Here is a 24,680-nt window from a genome sequence, read left to right on the forward strand (position 1 = left end):
TAGCGGCGCCGCTTGCTTGGTGTGGAGAGAGCCCCCACCCGTAGCGCATCTGATGATGCACTACGACCTAAGAGCGAGCTTCGCTCGTCTCGACCCCGCTAGCGGGAGAGGTGCAGCGAGCTTGCCGCAGCATCAGTTCATCATTCCCCCTCGTCGCTCGCCAGCACGCCCTTCACGGCGCGGGCCCAGCCGGCGAGCTTGCGCTCGCGCGTCGCCTGGCTCATCGCCGGCCTGAAGCGGTGCTCGAGCCGCCAATTGTCGGCGAACTTGGTGGGCTCCGGATAGACGCCGGCATCGAGGCCGGCGAGATAGGCGGCGCCGAGTGCGGTGGTCTCCTGGATCATCGGGCGGTCGACCGGGGCGTTGAGCAGATCGGCGAGGCGCTGCATGGTCCAGTCCGAAGCGGTCATGCCGCCGTCGACGCGCAGCACGGTGTTGGCGGCATTCGGCCTCCGGCCAGTCGGTGCGCATCGCGGCCCACAGATCGAAGGTCTGGTAGCAGACGCTTTCCAGCGTCGCATGCGCGAGCTCGGCCGGGCCGGTGTTGCGGGTGAGCCCGAACAGCGCGCCGCGCACGCGCGGATTCCAGTACGGCGCGCCCATGCCGACGAAGGCGGGCACCAAATAGACGCTCTGCATGCTGTCCGACTTGTCGGCGAGCGGCCCGGTCTCGGCGGCGTGCTTGATGATGCCGAGCCCGTCGCGCAGCCACTGCACCGCGCTGCCGGCGACGAAGATCGAACCTTCGAGCGCGTAGGTGCGCTGGCCGCCGAGCTGGTAGGCGATGGTGGTGAGCAGCTTGTTCTTCGAGGCCACCGGCGTGGTGCCGGTGTTGAGCAGCGCGAAGCAGCCGGTGCCATAGGTCGACTTCATCATGCCGGGCTCGAAGCAGGCCTGGCCGATGGTCGCGGCCTGCTGGTCGCCGGCGATCCCGGAGATCGCGATCGGGCCGCCGAACAAGTCCGCCGTGCTCTCGCCGAAGCGGGCGGAGGAATCCTTCACCTCGGGAAGCATCGAACGCGGTACGCGCAGCAGCTTGACGAGGTCATCGTCCCAGGCGCCGGTGTGGATGTTGAACAGGAGCGTGCGCGAGGCGTTGGTGGCGTCGGTGGCGTGGACTCTCCCGCCGGTGAGCCGCCACAACAGATAGCAGTCGACGGTACCGAACAAGAGTTCGCCGCGCTCGGCGCGCTCGCGCGCGCCCGGCACGTGATCGAGGATCCAGGCGACTTTTGTGCCGGAGAAATAGGGATCGATGATGAGACCGGTCCTGGCCGAAATCGCCGGCTCATGGCCCTCGGCCTTGAGTTTTGCGCAGATGTCGGCGGTGCGGCGGTCCTGCCAGACGATGGCGCGGTGCACGGCCTGTCCGGTGGCGCGGTCCCACACCACGGTGGTCTCGCGCTGGTTGGTGATGCCGATCGCGGCGATATCTTTCGCCTTGAGGCCGGCCTTCTCCAGCGCCTCGCGGCACACCATCACGGTCGAGGTCCAGATGTCCTCCGGCTCGTGCTCGACCCAGCCGGAGGCGGGGAAATGCTGCGGAAACTCCTGCTGCGCGACGGCGGCGATGGAGATGTCGCCGCGAAACACCATGGCGCGCGACGACGTGGTGCCCTGATCGATGGCCAGCACGAAAGACATGAGCGTTTCCCTTAGAGAGCTTCATCCCGAGCGGGATTGGTGCAAGCGCCAAGGGAGCGGATTACCGCGGCGAGGTCAAGATTGGAGGCGGGCGTGGCCGGATGGTCGAGGCAAGAGTCCGCAAGGGTATCAGTCCCGTCATCCTGAGGTGCGAGCGGAGCGAGCCTCGAAGGATGCACGGCCACCAGCCGGGCCGTCGACCCTTCGAGGGCCGCTGAAGAAGCGGCCACCTCAGGGTGACGGTGATGGAAATGAGCACACCGCCTCCACCGTCATTGCGAGGAGCGAAGCGACGAAGCAATCCATCCATCAGCGCAAGCGGACGAATGGATTGCTTCGCTTCGCTCGCAATGACGGTTGGAGCGGCCGGGCAGCCCGATCACATCGGCCGGTACGTCCTGACATCGGCGGGGACGTTGACCCCGATCTTGATCGCACCGACCGAGCGGATGATGTCGTCGCCGAGCAGTTGGGCGAAGCAGGCGTAGCCCCAGTCGTTCATGTGCAGGCCGTCGGCGATGACGAAATCGGTGATCGGGATCGCCTGTTTCTCGTGCCAGTCGCGCATCACCTCGAAGCGCGGGAAGATGCCGACATGGCGCAGCGCGGCGATGCGGCCGAGCAGCTTCACCATGCCGCGCGCGCTCTCGGGGCGCTCGGTGACGCGCGGCGAATATTGCGGATCGACCAGCACGACGTCGGCGCCGGACGCCTGAAGGCGCGCCACGCCGTCCTCGACCTGCTTGGCGGTCTCGGCAGGATCGAGGTTGCGCAGCACCGCGTTGGTGCCGACCTGCCAGATCACCATGTCGGGATGGACGTCGATCACCTCGGTTTGCAGCCGCGCCATCATCTCGGGCGCGTCCTCGCCGCCCTTGCCGCGATTGAGCACGGTGATGTCCGCGGACGGATACTGCCGGCGCAACTGTCCGGCGAGCCGGCTCGGATAGGTGAATTCCGGCGCCGACGATCCATAACCCTGGGTCGAGGACGAGCCGAACGCGATGATGACGACCGGCTTGCCGGCGGCGAGCTTGGCCGCGACATGCGGCAGCGAGCCGGTGCTGTTCGGCACGCCCTTGGGCTGATGACAGGGCACGCGGTGGAAGATGTCGCTGGCGGATTTCGCGGCCTGCTTCACCTTGTCGAGCGCCTTCGCGGCGACGCCGGGTTGCGGCGAATTGGTCGCATCGGCCGTCGCAGCGGGCTGCGTCGCATCAGGCTTTGCAGCCTCGGTCTTGCCGTCGGACGAAAGCGCTGCATGCTGGTCGGTCTGCGCGCGCGACGGCGCGACCGCGAGCAGCGCCAGCATCGCCACGGCGCACAGACCTCGCCCTGCGGAAGCGCGAAAAGGGAAGGCAAAACGCATTTACTCTGCTTCCTTAATTCTGCTGCACCGGGCCCAGATGGGCCGCATCGATCACGAATTTCGCCAGTGCGCGGCCGAGACAGGCATGAACCTTCTTGGCCAGATCGACACCATGCGAGGTGCTGAACAGGTCAAAATATCCGGCGTCGCTCCACTGCTTCATAATCGCGAACCGGTCGAACAGCGGAACGTCGTGCTGCTGCGCCACCACCTTCATGTTGTCGAGATAGGGCGGTGCTGAGATCATCGTCTCCGTACGCGGGCTGTATTGCAGATTGACCAGCACCACGTCGGTCCCGGCGTCCCGCAACGCAACAACGCCTTCGTTGATGGCGGTACGGAAATCGTCGGGATCGATTGCTCGCATAGCATCGACGGTTCCGGTCTGCCAGATAACCAAAGTAGGCTTTTTTGCTTCAACAAGCTTAACAAGAGTTCCCGCGGTCTCCTCGGCGGTGCTCTTTCCCTGTAATTCTACGGATAGATCGATCGTCGACGACGGCAACGCTTCCTTCAGCGCCGCCTGCAGCGTGGCCGGATAGGCGCTCGCCTCGTTGCCCTGGATGGTCGAGGAGCGGCTGCCGACCACCAGCACGTTGAGCGGCCGGTTGGACTTGATGGCGTCGGTGACCTTGGGCAGCGAGCTCTCGCTCGTAAGCAGATAGGCGGGCACGTCGCAGGGCGGCGGCGGGGGCGGCTCCGCGGTGTCGCCGGCGCACGCGGGCGCCGCCGCCAAACCGGCCGTCAGGCAGGCTGCGAGCAGCGTCAGGCCCAGCATCGTCCGCGCGGACTTCATGCTCCCCCTCCCGCCAGATCGGCGTTGCCGGCGGCGCCTTTTTCGAGGCGCCTTTGTCGGCGGAGTGCTTGTACCACGAAATGATCCACGCCATGCCGCACATGATGAGGATGCCGCAGACGCTGATCAAGGCGTGCAGTGCAGCACCGCCAGATACTTCGGCAAGCACGAAGTGACCGGCGAAGGCGAGGAAGACCCCGAGGCAGAATATCTCAAGCGAATGCTGGCCACACAGGATCAAAGGTCGCAGCCAGGGCGATTTCAGCCCCGGCCAGTCCCTGGGCAGGAAGCGCACGGTGAGCGCGGCGAGCGCCAGGAAGTGCGCGAACCGCAACACGTCCAGGTCGGTCTTGTTGATCGGATACATCCATTGCTCGATCACCTTCGGCATTATGTGGCCGAGCTGCGGCACGTACCAGGTCAGCGTCACGAAGAACGCCGCGACCAGATAAACGATGCAGATCCACATCGTGATATTCGACGACAGTATCCGCGACATCCGCCGCGCCCCGCCGAGCGCGCACCAGGCGCCGAACACGAACAGCAATTGCCAGGCGAACGGATTGAACGCCCAGAAGCCATTCGGATAGGCCGAGAGATAGAGGTCGAACTGCCAGGTCAGCGCGTAGAGCACGACCGAGAGGCCGAGCGTGACGTCGGGCTTCCATTTCATCAGCCACAGGATCAGCGGCAGGAACAGCATCAGCACGATATAGAGCGGCAGCACGTCCATGTTGACCGGACGGAAGCGCAGCAGCAGCGCCTGGACGATGGTGACGTCGGGCTGCTTGAGGAAATCCATGATCCCCATTTCCTCGCTGTAGAGCGGGTTCTCGAACGAGGTCGCGACATAGGAGATCTCGGCGAGGAAGATCGTGAACAGGAAGACGTGCGCGACATCGATCTGCCAGACCCGGCGCAGGATGCGCGCCGTCGCGATCACGAAACCGCCCTCCAGCATGGCGCGGCCGTAGACGAAGGCTGCGGTGTAGCCGGAGATGAAGATGAAGATCTCGGTGGCGTCGGAGAAGCCGTAATTGCGGATCGTCAGCCAGGTCAGAAGATTGGTCGGCAGATGATCGATGAAGATCAGCCACAGCGCGAGCCCGCGGAACAGATCGAGGCGGAGCTCGCGCTCGCCGGTCGCCGGCAGCGTGATCGCGGGCGCAGCAACCTTCGCCTCGGCCTCAACCTTTACTTCGGCCTTGGCGTCAGCCACCGGCGAACCGGCTATGGGGTCGGCAATCGAGCTCATCAAACACCGTGTCGGCCGCGGACGCCCCGCACGCCGTGCTGAAAAGATAATATCGGTCCGCGAGTTGCCGACAAAGCACGGAGTGCGGCGGCATGCGGCCGCGCTTTAGAGCGGAACTATGTTGAAACCGCGATGAACGGGCCGCCCCAAATCCGGCTTTCCAAGCCCGCCCTTTCGCGGCCTGGCAGGCGATTGGTTCCGGCGGTTCAATTGGCTATGATAGCGCCCTGTTTGAGCATGATCCGGTCGAAAACGGACCATGCGCCAGGACCATCGGATTGAGCCGCATGTACCGCGCCGTTACCCGCCAGATCGAAGTCACCGTCGAGCCGAACTTCATGCCGGAGCGCTCGTCGGTCGACCGGCGCGAATATTTCTGGTCGTACAAGATCGTGATCGTCAATTCGGGCCCGGAAACGGTGCAACTGCGGACGCGGCACTGGATCATCACCGACGCCACCGGCCGCCGACAGGAAGTGCGCGGCGAGGGCGTGGTCGGCGAGCAGCCGGTGCTCGCGCCCGGCGAACGCTTCGAATACACGAGCGGCGTGCCGCTGCCGACCGCCTCCGGCTTCATGACCGGCAGCTATCAGATGGTCACCGAAGCCGGCGAGCGCTTCGACATCGACGTGCCGACATTCTCGCTGGACAGCCCGAGCCCGGGCGGCAAAAGGGTGCTGAACTGACGCCTGCGTAGCCCGGATGGAGCGAAGCGCAATCCGGGGCAGATGCATCCGCGGTTGGAGCGGCCCCGGATTTCGCTGCGCTTCATCCGGGCTACGATGACGAACGCGTCTACTCCACGCCGGCTTCCTGCGGCGTGAATTCATACACCGACGAGCAGAACTCGCAGGTCACGACGACCTTGCCGTCCTTGACCATCTCGGCGCGGTCGTTCGGCGCAAAGCTCTTCAGCATCGACGACACCGCATCGCGCGAGCAGGAGCACTGCGCGCGCAGCGTTTGCGGGTTGAAGACGCGAACGCCGCGTTCGTGGAACAGGCGATAGAGCAGCCGCTCGCCGGACAGATCGGGATCGATCAGCTCGACGTCCTCGACGGTCGAGATCAACGACTGGCCCTCGACCCAGGCGTCATCGTCCGGCACGCTATGCGTGCCCGTGCCTTCCGGCGCATCGCCGGGATGCAGATCGGCCTGCTTGGCGCGCTCGGGCGCCTTGGGCAGGAATTGCAGCAGGATGCCGCCGGCGCGCCAGCGCAGCTTGCCGCCTTCGCCGCCGCGCATCTCCTCGCCGACCGCAAGCCGCACCCGGGTCGGGATCTGCTCCGAGCGCAGGAAATATTCGTGGGCCGCCTCTTCCAGGCCGCCGCCGTCGAGCGCGACCAGTCCCTGGTAGCGGCTGGTGTTCGAGCCCTGATCGATGGTCATCGCAAGGTGGCCCTTGCCGAGCAGCTCGCCCGAGCTCTGGCCGTTCTTCAGGCGCGATGCGTCGTAGCGCGCATAGGCGCGCAGCCGGTCGGGCGCCTGGAAATCGACGATCAGGAGCGAGACCGGACCTTCGGTCCGGGTCTGCAGGATGAAGCGCCCCTCGAACTTGACCGACGAGCCGAGCAGTGTGGTCAGCACGATCGCCTCGCCGAGCAGCTTGCCGACCGCGGGCGGATAATCGTGCTTGTGCAGGATCTCGTCGAGCGCGGGGCCGAGCCGGGTCAGCCGGCCGCGCAGGTCCAGCGCGCCGACCTCGAAGGCCAGCACGGCATCGTCGACCGGAACCGCTGACGGCGCGCGAACCGGCGCCTCGGGCGTGATTTTGATGTCGGGGGATTGTGAAACCATGGCGCTCTATCTGGGATCTCGGACCATGAAATAAAGGGGTTCACTAACGCGGATGGTTCCGTCGTCCCTGCGAAAGCAGGGACCCATAACCACCGATGTGAGTTGCTTGCATCAAGCTGGTGCCCCAGCCTTCGCAACAATTGACAGCGGTGGTTATGGGTCCCGGGTCGCGCTTCGCTTGCCCGGGACGACAACGCATACTGATCTACGACGACGCGACCGCGTCGAAACACCAGGCCAGAATGCCTTTCTGCGCATGCAGGCGGTTTTCCGCCTCGTCGAACACCACGGATTGCGGCCCGTCGATCACCTCGTCGGTGACCTCCTCGCCGCGATGCGCGGGCAGGCAGTGCATGAACAGTGCGTCCGGCTTGGCGAGCGACATCAGCTTGGCATTGACCTGATAGGGCCGCAGCACGTTGTGGCGGTGCTCGCCCTCCTTGTCGCCCATCGACACCCAGGTGTCGGTGACGACGCAGTCGGCGCCGCGCACGGCGGCTTCCGGATCGGCGCCGAGCATGATCGGCGCGCCGGTCGCCTTGATCCAGTCGCGCATCGGCTTCTTCGGCGAGAGCTCCGGCGGGGTCGCGACATTGAGCTGGAACTTGAACCGCTCGGCGGCATGCGCCCAGGAGGCCAGCACGTTGTTGTCGTCGCCGGTCCAGGCCACGGTCTTGCCCTCGATCGAGCCGCGGTTTTCCTCATAGGTCATGAGGTCGGCCATCACCTGGCAGGGATGCGAACGCCGGGTCAGGCCGTTGATGACGGGAACGGTGGCGTGAGCAGCGAGTTCGAGCAGCGCGTCATGGTTGAGGATGCGGATCATGATCGCATCGACATAGCGCGACAGCACGCGCGCGGTGTCCGCGATGGTCTCGCCGCGGCCGAGCTGCATCTCGGCGCCGGTCAGCATGATGGATTCACCGCCGAGCTGGCGCATGCCGACGTCGAACGACACCCTTGTGCGGGTCGACGGGCGCTCGAAGATCATCGCCAGCGTCTTGCCTTCGAGCGGCTTCCTGCCCTTCTCATGCGCCTTCAGCTTCGCCTTCATGGCGGCTCCGGCGGACAGCATGTTGCGCAGTTCGCCGAGCGGCAGCTCGTTGATATCGAGAAAGTGACGGACCGGCTTGCTCATTATCCAGCCGCCTTCTTCGGCTGCGCCGCCGACAATGTCGCGCAGGCGCGCTCGAGCGCGGTGATCGACTGGTCGATCTCGGCCTCGGTCACGATCAGCGGCGCCAGGAACCGCACCACATTGTCGCCGGCGCCGACGGTGAGCAGCTTCTCGCTGCGCAGCGCGGCGATCAGGTCGCCCGACGGCACCACGGCCTTGACGCCGATCAACAGCCCCTCGCCGCGCACCTCCGACAGCACGCCGGGATAGCGGTCGACGACGGAGGCGAGCTTCTGCTTGAGCAGCAGCGACATCTTCTGCACATGCTCGAAGAAGCCGGGTTTCAGCATGACGTCGAGCACGGCATTGGCGGCGGCGACCGCGAGCGGATTGCCACCGAAGGTCGAGCCGTGTGAGCCGGGCGCCATGCCGGCAGCAGCCTGCGCGGTCGCCAGCACCGCGCCGATCGGGAAGCCGCCGCCGAGCGCCTTGGCCAGCGACATCACATCCGGCGTGACGCCGGTGCGCTTGTAGGCGAACAGCTCGCCGGTGCGGCCCATGCCGGTCTGCACCTCGTCGAAAGCGAGCAGCAGGCCATGCTCGTCGCACAGCGCGCGCAGCGCCTTGAAGAACGCCTGCGGCGCCGAGCGCACGCCGCCCTCGCCCTGCACCGGCTCGATCAGGATGCCGGCGGTGTGCGGGCCGATCGCCTTCTTCACCGCCTCGATGTCGCCATGCGGCACCTGGTCGAAACCGTCCATCGGCGGGCCGAAGCCCTCGAGATATTTCGCCGAGCCGGTCGCCGCCAGCGTGCCCAGCGTGCGGCCGTGGAAGGCGCCCTCGAAGGTGATGATGCGGTAGCGCTCGCCATGGCCCTTGGAGAAGTGATAATGGCGGACCAGCTTGATCACGCCCTCCATCGCCTCGGCGCCGGAATTGCAGAAGAACACGAAGTCGGCAAAGCTCTGCTCGCACAGCCGCGCGGCAAGCACCTCGCCGTCCGGGCTCTTGAACAGGTTCGACATGTGCCAGAGCTTGGTCGCCTGTTCCTGCAGCGCCTTGACGAGATACGGATGCGCGTGCCCGAGCGCGTTGACCGCGACGCCCGAGGTGAAATCGAGATAGCGGTCGCCGTTGGTTGCGATCAGCCAGGCGCCCTCACCGCGCTCGAAACCGAGATCGACCCTGGCGAAGACGGGGAGCAGATGCGACGTGGCAGCGTTGGTCATGGCGATCACTGACGGCTTTTGAGCCGACAATTGCCGCGCGCCTTGACGCCAGCGCAGCAACGGCCAGCTTCGGAAAACAAAACGGCCGCCTTTGCGGGCGGCACGTGGCGGGCATTGTATGCTGCGGTCGGTAAGTGTCAATCGCCACGAAGTGGCCTTCCTGCAATGCGAAACGAGCGCAATCCGGGGCATTCCGGTGCGGTGGAAAAGCCTCATCGCAACGCTTAACTGTGTGGGAACATGTGGACGCACGGCCGCGGACTCTTGCGCCAGAGTCACGCCATATTGTAGCGTTTGGCCTGTCGGGTACGACATCTCGTGCGGCGGTACTGGACCCTCTAAGTAGCCTTTGTGTCTCGCGTAAACGTTCGGGCGCAACACCGTGCCCGGCGAGGGCTAAGGGATTCTGGCCGCAGGGATATTTGTCCAGATTGGCTCGCAGCGCCGCTCCAATGCTTGGCCGGCGCTACGCGAAGGGAAGAATGCGATGACTGTATTGACCTGGTCCGACGATCGCGTCGAGCAGCTGAAGAAGCTCTGGGAGTCCGGCCTGTCGGCCAGCCAGATCGCGGCGGAACTTGGCAATGTGACGCGAAACGCCGTGATCGGCAAAGTGCATCGGCTCGGCCTCTCCGGCCGCGCCAAGGCACCCTCCACGGCCGCGCCGCGGCAGCGCAAGGCCCGCCCCGCCCAGCACATGATGCGGGTGGCGCGCCCGGTCTCGCGCGGCAACACCGCGCTGGCGCACGCCTTCGAGGCCGAGATGGAGCCCGATCCGATCTCCTACGACAATGTGGTGCCGATGAGCCAGCGGCTGTCGCTGCTCGAGCTCAACGAGGCCACCTGTCACTGGCCGGTCGGCGATCCCTCGAGCCCGGAATTCTTCTTCTGCGGCGGCAAAGCGCTCGGCGGCCTGCCCTATTGCGCGCATCACTCGCGCGTCGCCTACCAGCCCGCCGCTGATCGCCGCCGGCCGTCGGCGAAACCGCAGATCAAGTGAGCACTCGGGAAAACGACGGAAGACCTCAAAAACAAATCCCCGCGAAAGCGGGGATTTTTTTGTGGCCTCCACCGTCATTGCGAGGAGCGTTAGCGACGAAGCAATCCATCGTTCCGCGTTTGCGGTGAAATGGATTGCTTCGCTACGCTCGCAATGACGACGCTGGATGGGCCGGGGCTAAGCCAACGCCCGTTACGGCTGCGGCTCGGCCTTGGCAAAGCGGTCGTCGAGCGCGTAGCCGGCGCCGCGCACGGTGCGGATCGGATCCTGCTCGCGGCCCGGATTGAGCAGCTTGCGCAGGCGGCCGATATGCACGTCGACGGTGCGCTCGTCGATGTAGATGTCGCGGCCCCAGACGCTGTCGAGCAGTTGCTCGCGGCTGAACACGCGGCCGGGATGCTCGAGGAAGAATTCGAGCAGGCGATACTCGGTCGGCCCGAGATCGATGGGACGGCCCGAGCGCGCCACGCGGCGCTTCTCGCGGTCGAGCTCGATGTCGCCATAGGTCAGCACGGTCGCAAGCCGCTCCGGGCTGGCCCGGCGCAAGAGGCCTTTCACCCGCGCCAGCAACTCCGGCACCGAGAACGGCTTGACGATGTAATCGTCGGCGCCGGTGGCAAGCCCGCGCACGCGCTCGCTTTCCTCGCCGCGCGCGGTCAGCATGATGATCGGAAGCTGCTTGGTCTCGGGCCGCGCCCGCAGGCGGCGGCACAACTCGATGCCGGACAGGCCCGGCAACATCCAGTCGAGCACCACGAGGTCGGGAACGCGCTCCTTCAGCCTTGTATCCGCATCGTCGCCGCGCCCCACCGTCTCGACATCGTAGCCTTCCGCATCGAGATTGTAGCGCAACAGCGTCGTCAGCGCTTCCTCGTCTTCGACTACCAGAATGCGTGCGCTCATCGGTCTAAGTTCTTTCTCTGTGGTGATCCGTTGCCCAGACGCAAACCGAAACGCTTACTTCCTCGAGCATAGTCCCCGCGGAAACGAGTTGTCGCGAGGATCATCCAGTTTCGCTCTTGCCGGTTCCGCGCTTGCCGATCATGCCTCAGTTGCCCGGCACCGTGGTGGCAAAAGTGGTCATGTCGCCCTTCGGGCGCTTGTCGGTGATCTGCTGGCCCTCGATCATGTAGAACACGGTCTCGGCGATATTGGTGGCGTGATCGCCGATCCGCTCGATGTTCTTGGCGCAGAACATCAGATGGATGCAGAACGAGATGTTGCGCGGATCTTCCATCATGTAGGTGAGCAGTTCGCGGAACAGCGAGGTGCAGATCGCATCGACCTCCTCGTCGCCCTTCCAGACGTTCATCGCCGCCGGCAGGTCGTGCGCGGCATAGGCGTCGAGCACCGACTTGACCTGCGACAGCACGAGGTCGGTCATGTGCTCGAGGCCGCGGATCAGCTTCAGCGGCTGGAAATCGCTCTCCAACGCCGCGACGCGCTTGCCCATGTTCTTGGCGAGGTCGCCGATCCGCTCGAGGTCGGTGGCGACGCGCATCGCGCTAACGATCTCACGCAGGTCGATCGCCATCGGCTGGCGGCGGGCGATCGTCAGCACCGCGCGCTCTTCGATGTTGCGCTGCAGATTGTCGATCTCGATGTCGGCGGCGACCACGCGCTTGCCGAGCGCGACGTCGCGACGGATCAGCGCGTCGACCGACTCGGTAATCATCCGTTCGACCAGGCCGCCCATCTCGGCGACCAGGCGGGTCAACTCCTGCAGGTCGCTGTCGAATGCCTTGGCGGTATGTTCAGAAGCCATCGCTTGTCTCCCTCAACCATGATCCCGGGGATCATGGTATCGTGTCGTGAATTTTAGCATGACCTGATCGGAAAACCGGTTTCCACTTTTCCGGATCATGCGCCGGTCAACCGAACCGGCCGGTGATGTAGTCCTGGGTGCGCCGATCGCTCGGTGAGGTGAAGATCTTGTTGGTGTCGTCGAACTCGATCAGCTCGCCGAGATACATGAAGGCGGTCTTGTCGGAGACGCGCGCCGCCTGCTGCATGTTATGGGTGACGATCGCGATCGTGTAGTCCTCGGAGAGCTCCTGGATCAGCTCCTCGACCTTGGCGGTCGAGATCGGGTCGAGCGCCGAGCACGGCTCGTCGAACAGGATCACCTCGGGGCGCACCGCCACGGTGCGCGCGATGCACAGGCGCTGCTGCTGGCCGCCGGAGAGCGACAGGCCGGAGGCGTTCAGCTTGTCCTTGACCTCGTTCCAAAGCGCGCCGCCGCGCAACGCCTTCTCGACCCGGTCGTCCATCTCGGACTTCGAGATCTTCTCGTAGAGGCGGATGCCGAAGGCGATGTTCTCGTAGATCGTCATCGGGAACGGCGTCGGCTTCTGGAACACCATGCCGACGCGCGCGCGCAACAAGTTGAGGTCGAGCTTGGGGTCGAGAATGTTGGTCTGGTCCAGCATCAGCTGGCCGACCGCGCGCTGGCCCGGATACAGGTCATACATCCGGTTGAAGATGCGCAGCAGGGTCGACTTGCCGCAGCCGGACGGGCCGATGAACGCCGTGACGCGGTTGGTGCCGAGCGTCAGGTTGATGTTCTTCAGCGCGTGGTGCTCGCCGTAATAGAAGTTGAGATTGCGCACCGTGACTTTCGGCGGCGCTTCCGGCAGCGGAACCTGCGGAACGTGGCCTGCGGCAGTCGTGGAGACGGAAAGCTCGGTCATTTTGCGGCCCTTTCGGCACCAAGGATACGCGCGCCGATATTCAACGCGAGCACGGTGAATGTGATGAGCAGCGCACCGCTCCACGCCAGCTCCTTCCAGTAGGCGTAGGGGCTCTGCACGAAGTTGTTGATGGTCACCGGCAGGTTGGCCATCGTCTTGGTCAGATCCAGGCTGAAGAACTGGTTCGACAGCGCGGTGAACAGCAGCGGCGCGGTCTCGCCGGCGACGCGGGCGGTCGCCAGCAGCACGCCGGTGATCAGACCCGATCGCGCAGCACGATAAGCGATCCGCTTGATCACCAGCGAACGCGGCAGGCCGAGCGCGGAGGCGGCCTCGCGCAGCGGATTGGGCACCAAGAGCAGCATGTCCTCGGTGGTGCGCAGCACGACCGGGATCACGATCACCGCGAGCGCGAGGCTGCCTGCGATCGCCGAGAAGCCGCGCATCGGCACCACCACCGCACCATAGATGAACAGGCCGATGATGATCGAGGGCGCGCTGAGCAGGATGTTGTTGATGAAGCGGATCACCGAGGTCAGCTTGTCGTGCTTGCCGTATTCGGCGAGGTAGGTGCCGGCGAACAGGCCAAGCGGCGCGCCGATGCCGACGCCGATCACGGTCATGATGACCGAGCCGACGATGGCGTTGAGCAGGCCGCCTTCGGTCGAGCCGGGCGGCGGCGTGTTCTGGGTGAACAGCTGCACGCTGAGGCCGGCAAGGCCGTTATAGAGCAGCGTGATCAGGATCAGCGCCAGCCAGGTGACGCCGAACAGAGCCGCGCCGACGCAGAGTGCGCGGATGACGATGTCGCTGCGGCGGCGGGATTTGTAGATCGGGTTCATGGCGTTACTTCCCCGCCTTCTTTTCAAGCCGCATCAGCATCAGCCGCGCGCCGGCGAGCACGAAGAAGGTCAGCACGAACAGCAGCAGGCCGAGCAGGATCAGGCCGGACTGGTGCAGGCCGTCGCTCTCAGCGAATTCGCTGGCGATCGCCGCCGAGATCGTGGTGCCCGGCGCGAAGATCGACGACGAGATGCGGAACGAGTTGCCGATGATGAAGGTCACCGCCATGGTCTCGCCGAGGGCGCGGCCGAGCGCCAGCATGATGCCGCCGATCACGCCGACGCGGGTGTAGGGGATCACGACGCTGCGAACGACTTCCCAGGTGGTGCAGCCCATGCCGTAGGCGGCTTCCTTCAGCACCGGCGGCACGGTCTTGAACACGTCGACCGAGATCGCGGTGATGAAGGGCAGCACCATGATCGCAAGGATCAGCGCAGCGTTGAACAGGCTGAGATAGGACGGCGGGCCGGCGAACACCGCACCCAGCACCGGGACGCCCTCGAAGATCCGGATCATGAAGGGCTGGAACGTGTTGGCAAGGAACGGGCCGAGCACGAAGAAGCCCCACATGCCGTAGATGATCGAGGGGATGCCGGCGAGCAGCTCGATCGCGATGCCGATCGGGCGGCGCAGCATTTGCGGGCAGAGCTCGGTGAGGAACACGGCGATGCCGATGCCGACCGGAATGGCGATCAGCATCGCGATGACCGAGGTGATCAGCGTGCCGTAGATCGGGCCGAGCGCGCCGAGCACCGGTGGATCGGCCGAGGGTGCCCAGCGCTGCGTCCAGAGGAAGGCGATGCCGTATTCCTTCATCGCCGGCCAGGCGCCGACGATCAGCGACAGGATGATGCCGCCGAGGATCAACAGAACCGAAATCGCCGAGATGCGGGTGATCCAATAGAAAGTGAGGTCACCGAGCTTGAAGGCGCTGAGGGCCTTGGCGCGATCGTAAGGTCCCGCGGCTTCCATCACATCGCTCTGAACAGCCATGTCTGCCACGCCGATCCCCTCTTTAGTATGCAAAAGCCACGCAAACCGCTACGCCCCGAAGCGATCGTCACTGACGCATTTGGCCGGGCGTCGTCGTTCCAGCCACGCCCCTTGAGGCGCGAACCCCGGCCTCGATCCCGCGCTTGTCGCCGCGGTGATGGAGACCGGGTCTTGGTCGCTCGACCTGTGCCGCGATCGGCACAGGTCCTGTCGCAGCGTCGGACTTAGCTCTTGATGTCCGACGACCAGGTCTTCTCGATCAGCTTGACGACCGAGTCCGGCATCGGGATGTAGTCGAGCTCTTCGGCCGCCTTGTCGCCCTTCTCGAAGGCGTATTTGAAGAACTTGAGCGCTTCCTGCGAGGCCGCCTTGTCGGTCGAGTCCTTGTGCATCAGGATGAAGGTCGCCGCGGTGATCGGCCAGGAGGCCTCGCCCGGCTGGTCGGTCAGGATCACGTAGTAGCCGGGAGCCTTGGCCCAGTCGGCGTTCGAGGCGGCAGCCTGGAAGGCAGCCATGGTCGGCTGCACGGTCTTGCCGGCCTTGTTGACCAGCCCGGTGTAGGTCAGCTTGTTCTGCTTGGCGTAGGCATATTCGACATAGCCGATCGCGTTCTTGGTCTGGCTGATGTTGCCGGCAACGCCTTCGTTGCCCTTGGCGCCGACGCCGACCGGCCATTCGACCGCGGTGCCGGAACCGACCTTGGACTTCCAGTCGGCGTTCGACTTGGAGAGATAGTCGGTGAAGTTGAAGGTGGTGCCCGAACCGTCCGAACGGCGCACGACGGTGATCGCATCGCCCGGCAGGGTCAGCTTCGGATTGAGCTTGGCGATCGCCGCGTCATTCCACTTGGTGATCTTGCCGAGATAGATGTCGCCGAGCACTTCGCCCGACAGGATCAGGTCACCCGGCTTGATGCCTTCGAGGTTCACGACCGGGACGATCGCGCCCATCACCATGGGCCACTGGACGAGGCCGTCCTTCTCGAGCTGCTCGTGCTTGAGCGGCGCGTCGGTGGCGCCGAAGGTCACGGTCTTGGCCTGGATCTGCTTGATGCCGGCGCCGGAGCCGATCGACTGGTAGTTCAGACCGTTGCCGGTCTCCTTCTTGTAGGCGTCAGCCCACTTCGAATAGATCGGGAACGGAAACGTCGCGCCCGCGCCGGTAATATCGGCAGCGAAGGCCGACGTCGAAGCGGCGATCATGCCGGCTGCGACGATTGCTTTGATGAAATTCATGGGTGGTCTCCATCCAGTGAGCGAAGCGCCGAATGCGCCCGATCGCGCTCACGCCGGTCCATCTAGGAGCGGTCGGTGCTGCTTTTACGAAGGTTGAATGACAGTTGGATGACAGTGCTAAGCTTCTGAAAACGCTTAGCTTTGAGTTGGTAACGGGGTCTTCGGCCGGGGAAAACAGGCGGTAAAAGTGGCGCCGTTCTTCGGCACGCTCTCGATCAAAAGACGCCCGCGATGACGGTTAAGAATATGTTTCACCAGCGATAATCCGAGGCCCGTTCCGCCCTGGTTGCGGCTGTCGCCGACGTCGACCCGGTAGAAGCGCTCGGTCAGCCGCGGCAGGTGCTCCGGGGCGATGCCGGGGCCGAAATCCCGTACCATGACACGGATTTCGGGGGTCCCCTCGCCCGATGCGCCCGAAACGGCCTGATTCAGCGACACTATGACGCGGCCCCCGGAAGCGCCGTATTTGAGGGCGTTCTCGATCAGGTTCTCGAACAGGCGGAGCAGTTCCTCGCGGTCGCCGGCGATCATCACCGGGGCCTGAGGCAGGTCGACCTCGATCTCGACCTGGCGCTCGCTGGCCAGTGCCTCGAGCCCGTCGGCCACCTGGCGGATGATCGGCACGATGTCGATCGAGGCCTCGGGCCGCACATGGGCCGACAGCTCGACCCGCGACAGCGACAGCAAATCGTCAATCAGCCGCGCCATACGGGTCGCCTGGGTGTGCATGATGCCGAGGAAGCGCTCGCGCGCCCGCGCGTCCTCACGCGCCGGCCCCTGCAGCGTGTCGATGAAGCCGGACAAGGCGGCGAGCGGCGTGCGCAGCTCGTGGCTGGCATTGGCGACGAAATCGGCGCGCATCTCCTCGACCCGGCGCAGTGGCGTCAGGTCGTGGAAGGTCATCAGCATGCACTTCTCGGTGCCGCCGAACTGGGTCGGCACCGGCACCGGCGTGATCACCAGTTCCATCCAGCGATCGACCGGAACGTGGTCGGTGTAGGTGGCGCGGCGCGGCTCGGTGGTCGCGATCGCCTCGCGCAGCGCGGTGATGATCTCCGGCGAGCGCAGGGCAAATTGCGCCAGTTCGTTCTTGCGCAGCGCGGGCGCGAGCTGCGCCGCGGCGACGTTGAGATGGATGACACGGCCGGCGCGATCGAGCAGCACGGCCGGATCCGGCATGCCGGCGACGACCGCGCTGACGGCGGCGGCCTCGACCGGATTGACGCCGCGGACATCCTCGCGCGAGGTTCCGGCATCATGCAGCCGCCATGGCACCAGCGCCGCGGCCGCGATGCAGACGAACACGGCGCAGGCGCGCACTAGCGACAATTCGCCGAGCGCGACCACCACGCTCAAGGCCAGCGCTGCGGCAAGCAGGATCAGCGCGGAGTGGCGCAACCGGTCGGGCCAGGGCGAGAAGATGGAGGAATGCGAATCGTCAATTGCCATCGCGGCGGCTTTCATCCCGTCGGTTCATGTCTCGCCCAGGCGCGGTCATAGCGACCTTCCCTCGGGAGGCATTGGGCCGCTTCATCAGACCCCGGAGTCACCGCGCTTGCGAACCAGAACCGCCTCATGGTGCGGCTCGGCGCGGGACCCGAATCAGCCTGCGGCAGCCGTTTGAGTCGGGCGCCGACGATAACCTCCCGAAACGTCAGCAAGATTACAGATATGACGAACGGCGCAATATAGTAGAGCAGCCGGAACAGCAGCATACCGCCGAGCAGGTCCTCGCGGTCCATCTGCCAGAGGCCGACCAGCATGGCGGCGTCGAACACCCCGAGGCCGCCGGGGGAGTGGCTGGCGAAGCCGAGCAGCGTCGCCGACACAAAGATGACCGCGACCACGACGAAGCCGAGATTTGGCTCGTCCGGCACCAGCACGTACATCGCCAGCGCGCAAAAGCCGAGGTCGAGGATGCCGATTGCGATCTGCAGCAGCGTCAGCGGGCCGCCCGGCAGGGTCACCGTCCAGGGGCCGCGGCCGACCACCCGCGGCTGGGTCCAGACCCAGACCACATAGGCGACCAGCGCGGTGATGATCGCGAATGCCAGCGCCCGGTTGAGCCAGGGCGGCAGCTGGTCGATGTTGGCGGCCGCCTCCGGGTGGTAGGCGATGCCGAGCCCGAGCACTGCGGCATTGCCGAGCCAGAAGGTGAGCCCGGCGAGAAAGCAGATCTTGGCGACGTCGATCGCGTTCAGCCCCCACGCCGAATAGATCCGGTAGCGCACCGCGCCGCCGGTGAAGACGCTGGCGCCGACATTGTGGCCGATCGAATAGGAGGTGAAGGCCGCGAGCGCGTTGATGCGATAGGGCACATGGGCGTGGCCGATCGCGCGCACCGCGAACAGATCGTAGAAGGTCAACGTGAAGTAGCCCGCCGCGACGAACAGTCCCGCCAGGGCAATCTGCCGCGGCTCGGTGCTCTTGATGGCCTCGAGCACCTCGTTGGTGTCGATGCCGCGCAGCATGTGATACAGGACGTAGCAGGCGATGCCGATGACGGCGATGCTGATGACAACACCCAGCCGATGCAGGATTTGCTTCTGGCGCAGAAACGCCATCGCCCTGCGTATTGCTTCCAGCATCTAGACCTCGAATTGCGATCCCGCGACGACGGCTCCCGGGCGATCTCCGCCGGCGCTTCGCTGTGCCCTGGCCCGTGTAGCGCGTTTTAAACCGGAGTGGAATTCGTCAAAAGACAATAAAACGCGCATCTTCAAGATATTACGGATGATTCATGACAGCGGGTGCACAAATATGCGCGTTTCCCGCCGCCTTCGACAAGACTTGACATGCGCGTGCGGCAGTTAGCCCGCCGAACGGTCCGCAAGGCCATCCGGAAAACTACGGTGAAGCACCGGCACGGCCGAATAGAGAATGATCTTCCGGTACCCGCCGAGAGGCGCTCCGCTGATCAGCAATCCCGCGCGGCCGTGACCGCGGCGACGATCTCGGCGGCATCGGGAAAATGTCCCTTGGCGCGCCTGGCGACAACCTCGTCGCCAAGCTTGACCTCGAAGATGCCGCCCTCGCCGGGGATCAGCGTCGCATCGACGCCGAGGCGCTCGCGCAACAGCGCCGCGGCCTCTTTGGCACGCTTCTCGTAGCCGCACGGCCGGCAATAGGTGATCGAGACATCCCTCATGTCACGCGCTCCGTGCCCCTCATGCGGCGTGGCGCTGCGCGGAGGCAGCCTCGACGCCGGCGATCCAGCCGGCCACAGAGCGGCCGATCGCCTCCGGATGATCCTCCTGCAGATAGTGCGCGCCCGCACCGAGTTGAATGACCGCGCAATGCTTGAGCGTCTTGGCGAATTCGGCGGCAAAGGCCGGTGACACCAGCGCCCCGGGCGCCCCCGCAAACAGCAGCTTCGGATAGGTCGATGCCGCGAGCGCCGCATGCGCCACCGTGAGCGCCTCGGCGACATCGGCCGGCTCGCCGGCGATCGGCAGCTCGCGCGGCAGCATCAAGGTCGGCTTGCGGCTCTCTCGCGTCGCAAACGGCGCGCGGTAGGCAGCCATCTCCTCGTCGCTGAGCGTGCGCAGGATCGAGCCGGGCAGCACGCGTTCGACGAACGCATTGTTGTCGAGGATCATCGCTTCGCCCTCGCCCGGCGTGCGGAATTTCCGGAACGTCTCCCGCGCGGCGTCGTGCTGGTGGAAGTCCGACCAATCGCGCATCGGGCGGATGAACTCCATGAAGGCGAGCCCGCGCACCAGTTGCGGACGGCGTGCCGCGAGGTGGAAGGCGAGCGCCGTGCCCCAATCCTGGGCGACGAGATAGGCCGAGGCGATGCCGAGCTCGTCGATCAGCGCGTCGAGATAGTCCGCCTGGTCGAAGAAGCGATAGCCGATGTCGGGCTTGCCGGACTGGCCGTAGCCGATCAGGTCGGGCGCGATGCAGTGCCCGACGGGGGCGACCAGCGGCATGATGTTGCGCCAGATGTAGGACGACGTCGGATTGCCGTGCAGGAACAGCACGTGCGGCGCGTCGCTGCGGCCGGTCTCGCGATAGGCCATCGTAGACCCAAGCACGGCGCGATGATGCAGGCTGATATCGGGGGATATGGTCATGGCAACTCCTTGAACACGGTTTGGAATGCGATCGTCTTGAAACGCGTCAGCGCAGCTTCGCTGCGTTCGACCTTCATGCGCAGCATCGCGCCCTGCCAGGATGCGAGCAGGAAATCGGCCAGCTGATCGGGATCGAAGTCGGAGGCGATCTCGCCGGTGGCCTGAGCCTCGGCGATGCAGGCCGCAAACGGGGCGCGCCATTCCCGGAAGATGTCGTCGAGCTGCTCGCGCAGCATCTCGCTCGAGCCCGACGCCTCGAGGCTGAAATCGCCGATCAGGCAGCCGCGGGTGAAACCGTCATGCGCGAGCTTGCCGGTGATCAGATCGAGGTAGCTTCTCAGCCTTTCGCGCGGCGTCCGCGCCAGGTCGCCGAGGGCTTCGGCGACGAGGCCACGGACATAGAGGAAGTAACGGTCCAGCACCTCGGACGCGAACAGCTCCTTCGAGCGGAAATGGTTGGTGAACGAGCCCTGCGGCGCGCCGGCGGCGGCGGTGACGTCGCGCACGCTGGTGCCGTGATAGCCGGTCCGGAACATTTCCTTCAGGCCGGCGTCGAGGATGGCATCGCGGAGAGAGGGTTTTGGCATAGCCGCAATCTAATACGTACGTACGTATTGATGTCAAGCGCTAAAATGAATGCGGCGCGCGCAGCGCTTGGCGACGCCGCTCAGGCCTGCCGGATCAGGAGGTTGAGGTCAGCTCGCGGGCTTGCTGCGCGAAACCACCCAGTCGCGCAGCCAGGAGCCGATCGCGCAGCCGACGAGATAGAGCGCGAACATGACCAGGAAGAGATCGAGCCAGTAGCCGAACCGGCCGGGCACGATCCGCGCGAACGACGTCGCCACCAGCGCGGCGGCGAGCAGCGCCAGCCAGCGCATCCAGACCTTCGAGACGCCCTGCGCCCGATGCACCACCGCGATCCAGCCCATGCAAAAGCCGAGCAGCGCCGCGCCGAGCAGCCAACCCCAGAAGAATGTCGCGAGCACGGTCATCGCTACTTCACCACGAATTCGATGCGGCGGTTCTGCGCCTTGCCGTCTTCACTCTCGTTGCCGGCCAGCGGCTGCGTGCTGCCATAGCCGATCGGCGTGAAGCGGCTGGCAGGCAGCCCGGCGCGCACGAGGTAATCCACCACGGCCTGCGCGCGGCGCTCCGACAGCGCCTGGTTGGCCGCCTCCTCGCCGTCGCTGTCGGTATGGCCGGCGATCTCGATCGTCGCATTGGGGCAGCGCAACGCGGTCTCGATCAGGCGGTCGAGCAGGCCGGCGGAATCCGGCACGATGTCGGCCTTGCCGGACCCGAAGCGGATCTTGCCCTTCGAGAGAATTTCGGAAAACAGCTGCTGGCACACCGTGGGATCGACCGGGGCAGCCGCCGGCTTGACCGTGACCTCGGCCTTGTACTGCCAGCCCTGCGGAAAATCCTTGCCGAGCCCGTCGCGGATCTGGCCGGCGGCGGCATCGTAGAGCGCATCGCCCGACAGCTTCACCTCGCGGTCCGATACCACCAGCGTTCCGGTCGACAGCCGCGACAGTGCGCCGAGCGCAGGCCCCACCGCGGCCGCGAAACCCGACGGCGCGCCGATGCTGGCCTTGAGATTGTCGACCACCTTCTCGCTGAAGAACTTGCGGCCGGCGGCGGCGACCAGCGCGGCATGCACGTTGTTGTCGGGCACGTAGCCGGTCAGCGTCAGCGTCACCGCGACCGGGTCCTTGTAGGCCTGGAACACGTAAGGCGGCGCCTTGATGTCGTTGGCGGCGATCGAATAGCCTTCCGGCAGGTTCTTCAGCGCCGCGGCGACCGCTTCGCGTCCGCCGAGCTCGCGCGCCATGCCGGCGAGGGCAACCTTGCTGTCGGTGAGCGTGATCTTGCCTTCCTTCAGCTTGCCGATCTGGTCGAGCAACAGCAGCGCCGCCGCGTCGAACCGCAGCGGCGCGCCGCGGGCGAGCACCATCTGATCCACCACCTCGACGCCGCCGAGACTGGCCTTCGCGGCCTCGGTCAACTTGCCCTTGCTCGACGGCAGCGGCGCATTGCCACCGAGTGTGACCCGCACCACGTCGCGTTCGGCGGACCAGACAAAGGGCTTGGCTTCGGGAACAAGGCGGGTCTCGTCGTTGACCAGCCGCACGCCGGGCACGGCTTCGACCGACGCCACCGCGCTGAGACGGCCGTCTTCGGAGAAGGCGTTGGCCGCGAACGTCACATCGCGGCCGTCGACGCTGATGCGGCGCTTGTCGAGAACGGTGTCCTTCAGTGCGGCATTAGAGCGCGCGGCAAGGTCCGCTTCGACCGTTGCAGTGCTGGTCCAGGCCGCAAGACCCCAAAGCACAACCAGTGGAATCACCCCCGGCCACCACTTGCTACTCCACTTGAAAAGTCCGTGCATTCAGCGTCCTGCGGGGTCGGGAACCAGAGAGAAATCAAACCCTTGGCTGACTGTCAAACCCCAAATGACGCGCCATGGCGGGGGCGCCATGTCGGACCGGGATAACAGTTTCTTCAGTGGTCTTTCGCTAAGTTTGCCGCGGAATGCAAATCGGCCGGCCCGCGCCCCCATGAAACAACTCCGCAACACCGTGATTCGTGCCGGGATGGAGGCGTTGTATTTCTCGGGTGCGCACATCCTGCTGCGGCCGATCTTCGCCGGTGTCGGCGCCATCTTCATGCTGCACCACGTCCGTCCGCGGCGCGGCGACGCGTTCCAGCCGAACCATCATCTCGAGGTCACGCCGGACTTCCTGCGCGCGATGCTGACGCATCTGCGCGCGCTCGACGTCGACGTGATCAGCATCGACGAGGCGCATCGCCGTCTCGCCGAACGGAATTTCGCGCGGCGCTTCGCCTGCTTTACCTTCGACGACGGCTATCGCGACAACCGCGATTTCGCGCTGCCTGTGATGCGCGAGTTCGGCGCCCCGTTCACGGTCTATGTCGCGAGCGATTTCGCCGACGGCTGCGGCAGATTGTGGTGGATCGCGCTGGAGCGGGTGATCGCGGCGGCGTCCGCGATCGAGGTGCCGATCGACGGCACCATGACGCGGATCGACACTTCGACACCGCAGGCCAAGCGTACTGCCTTCGGCCGCATCCACGACTGGCTGGCGTTCACTGCCCGGCGAGCAGGCGATGCAGGCCGAGATATCCGCGCTGTGCGCCCGTCACGGCGTCGACGAGACCGGCATCGCGCGCGAGCTCTGCATGTCCTGGGACGAGTTGCGCGGCTTTGCCGAGGATCCGCTGGTGACGATCGGCGCGCACACCATCACCCATTGCAATCTCGCCAAGCAGAGCGAGACCATCGCATCGTTCGAGCTCGCAACCAGCCGGGCGCGGATCGAGGATGCGCTGCAGCGGCCGGCATTGCATCTCGCTTATCCCTATGGCGATCGGATCGCCGCCGGGCAGCGTGAATTCGCCCTCGCCCGGTCGATCGGCTTTCGGACCGCGGTGACGACGCGGCCGGGCATGCTGTTTCCCGAAAGCGCCGACCATCTGACCGCCTTGCAGCGTGTCTCGCTGAACGGCAATTACCAGGACGCGCGCCTGCTGCCGGTGCTGACATCAGGCGCCGCCACCGCAGTGTGGAACGGCTTTCGCCGCATCGACGCGGCGTGACCTACTCTTCGTAGCCCGGATGCAGCGAAGCGCAATCCGGGACAGTCGCATCCGCGGATAGCATTTTGCCGGATTTCGCTCCGCTGCATCCGGGCTACCGATCCCTTCCCTCTCCTTCGACTCGCTCCCCGGGTGCGCCCAGAACCACTGGCAACGCAATGGAGGAGCGCATGTTCAAGGATCTGTTCTCGCTGAAGGGCCGCGTCGCATTGGTGACCGGGGGATCGCGCGGCATCGGCAAGATGATCGCGGCCGGCTTCCTCGCGCAGGGTGCCGCCAGGGTCTATATCACCGCGCGCAAGGCAGGTCCCTGCGAGGCGACCGCCCAGGAGCTGTCCGCCGCCTATGACGGCGAATGCATCGCGCTGCCGATCGACATCTCGACCGTCGAGGGCTGCGAGAAGCTCGCGGGCGAGATCATCAAGCGCGAACCGAAGCTCGACATCCTCGTCAACAATGCCGGCGCGGCATGGGGCGCGGATTTCGACGAATTTCCGGAGAGCGGCTGGGACAAGGTGATGAACCTCAACGTCAAGTCGATCTTCTTCCTGACCAAGGCGCTGGCCAAGCCGCTGCGTGCGGCGGCGACGCACGACAAGCCAGGCAAGGTGATCAACATTGCCTCGATCGACGGCATCTTCGTCAACCCGATGGAGACCTATTCCTATGCCGCCAGCAAGGCTGCGGTGATCCATCTGACGCGCCGCATGGCGACCCGCCTGATCAAGGACAACATCAACGTCACCGCGATCGCGCCGGGCGCCTTCAAGTCGGACATGAACCGCGCCGCGCGCGACCACGCCGACGAGGTCGCCAAGCGCGTGCCGGCGAAGCGCGTCGGTACCGACGAGGATATGGCGGGTACCGCGATCTACCTCGCCTCGCGCGCCGGCGACTATGTCGTGGGTAACACCGTCGCGGTCGATGGCGGCGTGGTCTACGCGACCGCGGGGCTGGAAATCGCGGGGTAGCCAAGCGCGCCTCTCAGGCCGAACAAAACTAAACCGCTCGCAACGGA

At 65.4% G+C, this 24,680-nt stretch carries 20 protein-coding genes and 4 pseudogenes; 4 read left to right on the forward strand and 20 right to left on the reverse strand.

Translation table 11 applies throughout. The annotated features are described in order from the left end of the window. Nucleotides 1-140 precede the first annotated feature (140 nt). The 4 genes and pseudogenes from glpK to ACSKB9_RS20795 form a co-directional block, all read right to left on the reverse strand. A pseudogene (glpK, locus tag ACSKB9_RS20780) lies at nucleotides 141-1,644 on the reverse strand (glycerol kinase GlpK). A 379-nt stretch (nucleotides 1,645-2,023) separates the two neighbouring features. After that, nucleotides 2,024-2,956, reverse strand: coding sequence for an SGNH/GDSL hydrolase family protein (locus ACSKB9_RS20785; protein WP_438080319.1), 933 nt, complete (start codon nucleotides 2,954-2,956; stop codon nucleotides 2,024-2,026). Between the two features lie 70 nt (nucleotides 2,957-3,026). Beyond that, on the reverse strand, nucleotides 3,027-3,809 hold the full coding sequence (locus ACSKB9_RS20790; RefSeq protein ID WP_141339786.1) for an SGNH/GDSL hydrolase family protein: 783 nt from the start codon (nucleotides 3,807-3,809) through the stop codon (nucleotides 3,027-3,029). After that, nucleotides 3,806-5,064, reverse strand: a pseudogene (locus ACSKB9_RS20795) (OpgC domain-containing protein). The gene ACSKB9_RS20790 and the pseudogene ACSKB9_RS20795 overlap by 4 nt, the downstream one beginning before the upstream one ends. A 287-nt stretch (nucleotides 5,065-5,351) precedes the next feature. Between ACSKB9_RS20795 and apaG the strand changes: the two are divergent. Next, nucleotides 5,352-5,750, forward strand: a complete 399-nt coding sequence (gene apaG, locus ACSKB9_RS20800) for a Co2+/Mg2+ efflux protein ApaG (protein ID WP_028333747.1) — start codon at nucleotides 5,352-5,354, stop codon at nucleotides 5,748-5,750. Nucleotides 5,751-5,859: 109 nt separating this feature from the next. Here the strand turns inward: apaG and ACSKB9_RS20805 are convergent, their stop codons facing one another. The 3 genes from ACSKB9_RS20805 to ACSKB9_RS20815 form a co-directional block, all read right to left on the reverse strand. After that, nucleotides 5,860-6,861 (reverse strand): Hsp33 family molecular chaperone, encoded by a 1,002-nt coding sequence (locus tag ACSKB9_RS20805; protein ID WP_438075387.1) that lies wholly within the window; start codon nucleotides 6,859-6,861, stop codon nucleotides 5,860-5,862. A 205-nt stretch (nucleotides 6,862-7,066) separates the two neighbouring features. Beyond that, nucleotides 7,067-7,999: an ornithine carbamoyltransferase gene (gene argF / locus ACSKB9_RS20810; protein ID WP_438075389.1), complete on the reverse strand. Its 933-nt coding sequence runs from the start codon at nucleotides 7,997-7,999 to the stop codon at nucleotides 7,067-7,069. After that, nucleotides 7,999-9,207 carry an aspartate aminotransferase family protein gene (locus ACSKB9_RS20815; protein ID WP_438075391.1) on the reverse strand — a complete coding sequence of 403 codons (1,209 nt, stop codon included), beginning with the start codon at nucleotides 9,205-9,207 and terminating at the stop codon, nucleotides 7,999-8,001. Before ACSKB9_RS20815 ends, argF begins: the two co-directional genes overlap by 1 nt. A gap of 487 nt (nucleotides 9,208-9,694) precedes the next feature. On the opposite strand from ACSKB9_RS20815, the gene ACSKB9_RS20820 reads away from it, so the two are divergent. Beyond that, nucleotides 9,695-10,207: a GcrA family cell cycle regulator gene (locus ACSKB9_RS20820; protein ID WP_076830977.1), complete on the forward strand. Its 513-nt coding sequence runs from the start codon at nucleotides 9,695-9,697 to the stop codon at nucleotides 10,205-10,207. A gap of 192 nt (nucleotides 10,208-10,399) precedes the next feature. Here ACSKB9_RS20820 and phoB read toward each other — a convergent pair whose 3' ends face one another. The 13 genes and pseudogenes from phoB to ACSKB9_RS20885 all read right to left on the reverse strand — a co-directional run bounded on the left by phoB (nucleotide 10,400) and on the right by ACSKB9_RS20885 (nucleotide 22,433). Beyond that, a complete protein-coding gene (gene phoB, locus ACSKB9_RS20825; protein WP_016844067.1) occupies nucleotides 10,400-11,110 on the reverse strand; it encodes a phosphate regulon transcriptional regulator PhoB in 711 nt (236 codons plus the stop codon). A 145-nt stretch (nucleotides 11,111-11,255) separates the two neighbouring features. Further along, complete coding sequence (gene phoU / locus ACSKB9_RS20830) at nucleotides 11,256-11,972, reverse strand: phosphate signaling complex protein PhoU (RefSeq protein ID WP_016844066.1); 717 nt, start codon at nucleotides 11,970-11,972, stop codon at nucleotides 11,256-11,258. Between the two features lie 106 nt (nucleotides 11,973-12,078). After that, nucleotides 12,079-12,897 carry a phosphate ABC transporter ATP-binding protein PstB gene (pstB, locus tag ACSKB9_RS20835; RefSeq protein WP_016844065.1) on the reverse strand — a complete coding sequence of 273 codons (819 nt, stop codon included), beginning with the start codon at nucleotides 12,895-12,897 and terminating at the stop codon, nucleotides 12,079-12,081. Beyond that, nucleotides 12,894-13,739 (reverse strand): phosphate ABC transporter permease PstA, encoded by an 846-nt coding sequence (gene pstA / locus ACSKB9_RS20840; RefSeq protein ID WP_438075395.1) that lies wholly within the window; start codon nucleotides 13,737-13,739, stop codon nucleotides 12,894-12,896. Before pstA ends, pstB begins: the two co-directional genes overlap by 4 nt. Before the next feature lie 4 nt (nucleotides 13,740-13,743). Next, nucleotides 13,744-14,733 (reverse strand): phosphate ABC transporter permease subunit PstC, encoded by a 990-nt coding sequence (gene pstC, locus ACSKB9_RS20845; protein WP_076830982.1) that lies wholly within the window; start codon nucleotides 14,731-14,733, stop codon nucleotides 13,744-13,746. A 224-nt stretch (nucleotides 14,734-14,957) separates the two neighbouring features. Beyond that, nucleotides 14,958-15,968 carry a phosphate ABC transporter substrate-binding protein PstS gene (pstS, locus tag ACSKB9_RS20850; RefSeq protein ID WP_092078490.1) on the reverse strand — a complete coding sequence of 337 codons (1,011 nt, stop codon included), beginning with the start codon at nucleotides 15,966-15,968 and terminating at the stop codon, nucleotides 14,958-14,960. Nucleotides 15,969-16,103: 135 nt separating this feature from the next. Further along, on the reverse strand, nucleotides 16,104-17,417 hold the full coding sequence (locus ACSKB9_RS20855) for an ATP-binding protein (RefSeq protein ID WP_438075397.1): 1,314 nt from the start codon (nucleotides 17,415-17,417) through the stop codon (nucleotides 16,104-16,106). An 84-nt stretch (nucleotides 17,418-17,501) separates the two neighbouring features. Beyond that, nucleotides 17,502-18,556: pseudogene (locus ACSKB9_RS20860) on the reverse strand (UPF0104 family protein). A gap of 329 nt (nucleotides 18,557-18,885) precedes the next feature. Beyond that, entirely contained in the window at nucleotides 18,886-19,116 is a 231-nt protein-coding gene (locus tag ACSKB9_RS20865; protein WP_438075399.1) for a SelT/SelW/SelH family protein, read from the reverse strand. A 19-nt stretch (nucleotides 19,117-19,135) separates the two neighbouring features. Next, the gene (locus ACSKB9_RS20870; RefSeq protein WP_438075401.1) at nucleotides 19,136-20,044 is read right to left on the reverse strand and encodes a haloalkane dehalogenase; all 909 of its coding nucleotides are present in this window, start codon (nucleotides 20,042-20,044) and stop codon (nucleotides 19,136-19,138) included. Beyond that, nucleotides 20,041-20,631, reverse strand: a complete 591-nt coding sequence (locus ACSKB9_RS20875; RefSeq protein WP_438075403.1) for a TetR family transcriptional regulator C-terminal domain-containing protein — start codon at nucleotides 20,629-20,631, stop codon at nucleotides 20,041-20,043. Before ACSKB9_RS20875 ends, ACSKB9_RS20870 begins: the two co-directional genes overlap by 4 nt. Nucleotides 20,632-20,739: 108 nt before the next feature. Further along, nucleotides 20,740-21,036: a hypothetical protein gene (locus tag ACSKB9_RS20880; RefSeq protein WP_016844056.1), complete on the reverse strand. Its 297-nt coding sequence runs from the start codon at nucleotides 21,034-21,036 to the stop codon at nucleotides 20,740-20,742. Between the two features lie 2 nt (nucleotides 21,037-21,038). Beyond that, nucleotides 21,039-22,433 carry an OmpA family protein gene (locus tag ACSKB9_RS20885; RefSeq protein ID WP_438075405.1) on the reverse strand — a complete coding sequence of 465 codons (1,395 nt, stop codon included), beginning with the start codon at nucleotides 22,431-22,433 and terminating at the stop codon, nucleotides 21,039-21,041. 169 nt (nucleotides 22,434-22,602) lie between these two features. Here ACSKB9_RS20885 and ACSKB9_RS20890 point away from each other — a divergent pair. Both ACSKB9_RS20890 and ACSKB9_RS20895 read left to right on the forward strand, forming a co-directional pair. After that, nucleotides 22,603-23,662: pseudogene (locus tag ACSKB9_RS20890) on the forward strand (polysaccharide deacetylase family protein). Between the two features lie 170 nt (nucleotides 23,663-23,832). Next, nucleotides 23,833-24,633 (forward strand): SDR family NAD(P)-dependent oxidoreductase, encoded by an 801-nt coding sequence (locus ACSKB9_RS20895; protein WP_057019459.1) that lies wholly within the window; start codon nucleotides 23,833-23,835, stop codon nucleotides 24,631-24,633. Nucleotides 24,634-24,680: the final 47 nt, after the last annotated feature.

Source organism: Bradyrhizobium sp. BR 1433 (assembly GCF_051547665.1).
GTDB lineage: Bacteria > Pseudomonadota > Alphaproteobacteria > Rhizobiales > Xanthobacteraceae > Bradyrhizobium > Bradyrhizobium australafricanum.